Raw genomic sequence first — 5,882 nt, forward strand, 5'->3', positions numbered from 1 at the left:
AAAATAAATATAGGATTATATATAAAGTAAGAATAATAAGAATTAACAAGTCCGCAATGAGCTACTTTCCCCCTGCCAGTAAGGCGTAGTATCATCACCCACGATGTGCTTAGCTTCTTGGTTCGGGATGGAGCAAGGCGTCTCCACATCTGTATAATCACGGACATTGTTATTTAAATATTCTATTTAATATAGCATAATAAAAACAATCAATAAGATTTAGATATAAAAATTATTTTTATTTTAACTTTCATCTTATTCTTAAGTTTAGATGTTTTATTGAACTAAATACTTTATTGTTTTATTTTAGAATACTTAAAAAACAATGTTAAGAGCAAGTTCTAATATAAACTTTACTTATAAGATTTTATAAACTTAAGAATGTAATTTTTATATAAATATTTCATATAAAAACACCCAAAGCTTTATCAAAAACCTTAACAAGGAAGTGATGCTTAAATAAGATAAGCCAAACGCTCTATTAGTACTGGTCAGCTAAAGGACTTTCATCCATTACACACCCAGCCTATCAAACTAGTAGTCTTCTAGAGAGCTTAGAGAAGATTCATCTTAGAGTTGGCTTCACGCTTAGATGCTTTCAGCGTTTATCCGTTCCAAACTTAGCTACGCTGCGATGCTCTTGGCAGAACAACAGCTACACCAGTGGTTTGTTCAACCCGGTCCTCTCGTACTAGGGTCAAATCTCTTCAATCTTCTTACGCCCACGGCAGATAGGGACCGAACTGTCTCACGACGTTCTGAACCCAGCTCGCGTACCGCTTTAAATGGCGAACAGCCATACCCTTGGGACCTGCTCCAGCCCCAGGATGCGATGAGCCGACATCGAGGTGCCAAACCTCCCCGTCGATGTGAGCTCTTGGGGGAGATCAGCCTGTTATCCCCGGGGTACCTTTTATCCTTTGAGCGATGGCCCTTCCACACAGAACCACCGGATCACTAAGACCGACTTTCGTCTCTGCTTGACTTGTATGTCTTGCAGTTAAGCTGGCTTATACCTTTATACTCTACGAACGATTTCCAACCGTTCTGAGCCAACCTTTGTAAGCCTCCGTTATTATTTGGGAGGCGACCGCCCCAGTCAAACTACCCACCAGACATTGTCCCACTTGAGGATAACTCAAGCTGGTTAGCTACCCAAATAAGAAAGAGTGGTATCTCAACAACGGCTCATATACAACTGGCGTCATATACTCAAAGCCTCCCACCTATCCTGCACATTCTTATCCAAATAGCAGTGTCAAGCTGTAGTAAAGGTCCACGGGGTCTTTCCGTCTTGCCGCGGGTAGGAGGAATTTTCACCTCCACTACAATTTCACTGGATCCCTCTTTGAGACAGCTCCCATCTCGTTACGCCATTCATGCAGGTCGGTATTTAACCGACAAGGAATTTCGCTACCTTAGGACCGTTATAGTTACGGCCGCCGTTTACTCGGGCTTCGATCAAGAGCTTCGCTAATGCTAACCCCATCAATTAACCTTCGAGCACCGGGCAGGCGTCACACCCTATACATCCTCTTACGAGTTAGCAGAGTGCTGTGTTTTTGGTAAACAGTCGGGAGGGACTCTTTGTTGTAAGTTTCTTCGCTTTCGGAGTAAATCCTAATACGAAGCGAACCACACCTTATACCGAAGATACGGTGCTATTTTGCAGAGTTCCTTAAAGAGAGTTCTTCCACGCGCCTTAGAATACTCATCCCACCCACCTGTGTCGGTTTACGGTACGGGCAACATTAGCTAAACTTAGAAACTTTTCTTGGCTCGACGGCATCAGCAATTCTCCTCGCTGTCCGAAGACTTTGAAGAGCCTTTCAGTTCTCGGAGTATTGTTATACGGATTTGCCTATATAACCTCCTACGACCTTAGACTAGCACTTCCATCCGCTAGCTTGCTTAGCCCTAAGCGTCCTTCCATCGCACACTAATGTTGGTATTGGAATATTAACCAATTTGCCATCGTCTACCCCTTTCGGACTCGACTTAGGACCCGACTAACCCTACGATGACGAGCATCGCGTAGGAAACCTTGGGTTTACGGCGTTAATGATTCTCACATTAATTATCGCTACTCATGCCTGCATGCTCACTTCTATTCGCTCCAGCACTCCTTACCGGTATACCTTCGGCGCAAATAGAACGCTCTCCTACCACTTGATAAAATCAAGTCTACAGCTTCGGTACTTACTTTAGCCCCGTTATATTTTCCGCGCAAAATCACTAGACCAGTGAGCTATTACGCTTTCTTTAAAGGATGGCTGCTTCTAAGCCAACCTCCTGGTTGTTTAAGTAACTTCACATCGTTTTCCACTTAAGTAAGATTTAGGGACCTTAGCTGGTAGTCTGGGTTGTTTCCCTCTTGACGACGGATTTTATCACTCGCCGCCTGACTGCTGTGATTACATATAAGGTATTCGGAGTTTGATAGGGTTTGGTACATTGGTGTATGCCCTAGCCCATTCAGTGCTCTACCCCCTTATACTACGACACAACGCTATACCTAAATATATTTCGGAGAGAACCAGCTATCACGAAGTTTGATTGGCCTTTCACCCCTATCCACAAGTCATCCGGGGGCTTTTCAACGCCTATCGGTTCAGTCCTCCACTAGTTCTTACACTAGCTTCAACTTGCTCATGGATAGATCACTTCGTTTCGGGTCTGCAGCATCTGACTTAAGCGCCCTATTCAGACTCGCTTTCGCTACGGCTTCGCGTGTGCTTAACCTTGCCAGACACCACAACTCGCAGGCTCATTATGCAAAAGGCAGTCCATCACACTGTATTGCTACATAGTGCTCTGAATGATTGTAAGCAAATGGTTTCAGGTTCTATTTCACTCTGATCACCTCAGTTCTTTTCACCTTTCCCTCACGGTACTTGTGCACTATCGGTCTGGTAGTAGTATTTAGGGTTGGATCGTGGTCGACCCAGCTTCAGACAGGATTCCTCGTGTCCCGCCCTACTCAGGATACTGCTAGCTAAGGTTTGGTTTTCGTATACGGGACTATCACCCTCTATGGCTACACTTTCCAGAGTGTTCTACTAACCTTACCTATTGCACATTGCAGTCCTACAACCCCCAGTGCAAGCACTGGGTTTGCCCTCTTGCGCTTTCGCTCGCCGCTACTGACGCAATCTCTATTGATTTCTTTTCCTGTAGGTACTAAGATGTTTCAATTCCCTACGTTCGCTCCATTATGGTAGTATATATCTCTATATACTGGGTTGCCCCATTCGGAAATCTACGGATCAAAGCTTCTTGACAGCTCCCCGTAGCTTATCGCAGTCTAGTACGTCCTTCATCGCCTTTACCAGCCAAGGCATCCACCATTCGCTCTTAATAGCTTACCTTTTAAATTCATTCTAAAACGCATCACTTCCTTGTTAAAGTTTTTATGATAAGACTTTACTATCTTAAGACGGAAAGCATTTAAACACTTAATAAAACTAAAAATATTAGTCTAACTAAGTTGTGAGTTTAAAACTTGTCTTTAACTAAAAGCTAAAGAAAAGATAGTTAGGTTTTATCCTTTAACAAGTCCTGTAAAATTGTTTTTATTAAAACTTGCTTGTGACTCTTAACAATGATAATTCAAATAACATTAAATAATTAATCTAATATATAAAATATTCTATTATTTATTTAGCTTAGGTCTTAAAACCTAAAGGAAGTATATATAAAGAGTTTAAATAATTTAAAAACATAAGCAATAAAGTATTTTACTTTATTTACTGCTTTATTATTAGCTATATACTTGCTTTAAGTTTTAAAACTTTATTATATGATTGATAAACAAATCTTTTTTATGGTGGGCCTAACAAGACTTGAACTTGTGACCTCACCCTTATCAGGGGTGCACTCTAACCAGCTGAGCTATAGGCCCTTAATAAATGGTGGAGAATAGCGGGATCGAACCGCTGACCTCCTGCGTGCAAAGCAGGCGCTCTCCCAGCTGAGCTAATTCCCCAAAATTAGCTTTTCATCAATCTTTGAAATCTAAACAAGGATGATTGAGTCTATATATGAACTGATAGTTGTGAGACTTATCAGTTTGTACTCTAGAAAGGAGGTGATCCAACCGCAGGTTCTCCTACGGTTACCTTGTTACGACTTCACCCCAGTCGCTGATTCCACTGTGGACGGTAACTAGTTTAGTATTCCGGCTTCGAGTGAAATCAACTCCCATGGTGTGACGGGCGGTGAGTACAAGACCCGGGAACGTATTCACCGTAGCATGGCTGATCTACGATTACTAGCGATTCCGGCTTCATGCTCTCGAGTTGCAGAGAACAATCCGAACTGGGACATATTTTATAGATTTGCTCCACCTCGCGGTATTGCGTCTCATTGTATATGCCATTGTAGCACGTGTGTCGCCCTGGGCATAAGGGCCATGATGACTTGACGTCGTCCACACCTTCCTCCTCCTTACGAAGGCAGTCTATTTAGAGTGCTCGGCCGAACCGTTAGCAACTAAATACGTGGGTTGCGCTCGTTGCGGGACTTAACCCAACATCTCACGACACGAGCTGACGACAGCCGTGCAGCACCTGTCTCTAAGTTCTAGCAAGCTAGCACCCTCTTATCTCTAAAAGGTTCTTAGGATATCAAGCCCAGGTAAGGTTCTTCGCGTATCTTCGAATTAAACCACATGCTCCACCGCTTGTGCGGGTCCCCGTCTATTCCTTTGAGTTTTAATCTTGCGACCGTACTCCCCAGGCGGTACACTTAATGCGTTAGCTGCATTACTGAGATGACTAGCACCCCAACAACTAGTGTACATCGTTTAGGGCGTGGACTACCAGGGTATCTAATCCTGTTTGCTCCCCACGCTTTCGCGCCTTAGCGTCAGTTAAGTTCCAGCAGATCGCCTTCGCAATGGGTATTCTTGGTGATATCTACGGATTTTACCCCTACACCACCAATTCCATCTGCCTCTCCCTCACTCTAGACTACCAGTTTCCCAAGCAGTTCAACGGTTAAGCCGTTGGATTTCACAAGAGACTTGATAATCCGCCTACGCGCCCTTTACGCCCAGTGATTCCGAGTAACGCTTGCACCCTCCGTATTACCGCGGCTGCTGGCACGGAGTTAGCCGGTGCTTATTCCTTAGGTACCGTCAGAATTCTTCCCTAAGAAAAGGAGTTTACGCTCCGAAAAGTGTCATCCTCCACGCGGCGTTGCTGCGTCAGGGTTTCCCCCATTGCGCAATATTCCCTACTGCTGCCTCCCGTAGGAGTCTGGACCGTGTCTCAGTTCCAGTGTGACTGATCATCCTCTCAGACCAGTTAAGCGTCATAGCCTTGGTGAGCCATTACCTCACCAACTAGCTGATACTATATAGTCTCATCCTACACCGAAAAACTTTCCCTACTCAACTTGTGTTAAGCAGGAGTATAGAGTATTAGCAGTCGTTTCCAACTGTTGTCCTCTTGTGTAGGGCAGATTAACTATACCTTACTCACCCGTGCGCCACTAATCCACTTCTAGCAAGCTAAAAGCTTCATCGTTCGACTTGCATGTATTAGGCACGCCGCCAGCGTTCACTCTGAGCCAGGATCAAACTCTCCATAAAAAATATAGATAGTTTAATCTTTTTCTTCAAAGAAAAAGTATTTTAAAGATTAATAAAATAATCTTTAATTATTAATTGATAGATTTACATTATTAAGGTAAATCTCTGGCTCAATCGATCACTTATTTAGATTTCAAAGATTGACTATAAGATTTGATTAACAATATTAATAATTTAAAGAACAAATATAAAAAATTAAGATAAAAATCTTAAGTTTTTTAAGTCCCTTTTATTTGAAAAGGAAATGAAATTATAGCAGTAAAAGCTTAAAGTTTTATTAAATTGGGAT

At 42.8% G+C, this 5,882-nt stretch carries 2 tRNA genes and 3 rRNA genes; all 5 read right to left on the reverse strand.

Features of this window, described 5'->3' with window-relative positions:
• Positions 1 to 48: 48 nt before the first annotated feature.
• The 5 genes from rrf to L8X33_RS08370 all read right to left on the reverse strand — a co-directional run bounded on the left by rrf (position 49) and on the right by L8X33_RS08370 (position 5,593).
• Positions 49 to 165, reverse strand: a 5S ribosomal RNA gene (rrf, locus tag L8X33_RS08350).
• Between the two features lie 295 nt (positions 166 to 460).
• Positions 461 to 3,368, reverse strand: a 23S ribosomal RNA gene (locus tag L8X33_RS08355).
• 456 nt (positions 3,369 to 3,824) lie between these two features.
• Positions 3,825 to 3,901 (reverse strand) — tRNA-Ile (locus L8X33_RS08360).
• 8 nt (positions 3,902 to 3,909) lie between these two features.
• Positions 3,910 to 3,985 (reverse strand) — tRNA-Ala (locus L8X33_RS08365).
• Between the two features lie 95 nt (positions 3,986 to 4,080).
• Positions 4,081 to 5,593, reverse strand: a 16S ribosomal RNA gene (locus L8X33_RS08370).
• Together the 16S, 23S and 5S rRNA genes with 2 tRNA genes alongside form the textbook arrangement of a ribosomal RNA operon.
• Positions 5,594 to 5,882: the final 289 nt, after the last annotated feature.

Origin of the sequence: Campylobacter sp. CNRCH_2014_2849 (assembly GCF_025772845.1) — a bacterium.
Classification (GTDB): domain Bacteria; phylum Campylobacterota; class Campylobacteria; order Campylobacterales; family Campylobacteraceae; genus Campylobacter_D; species Campylobacter_D lari_D.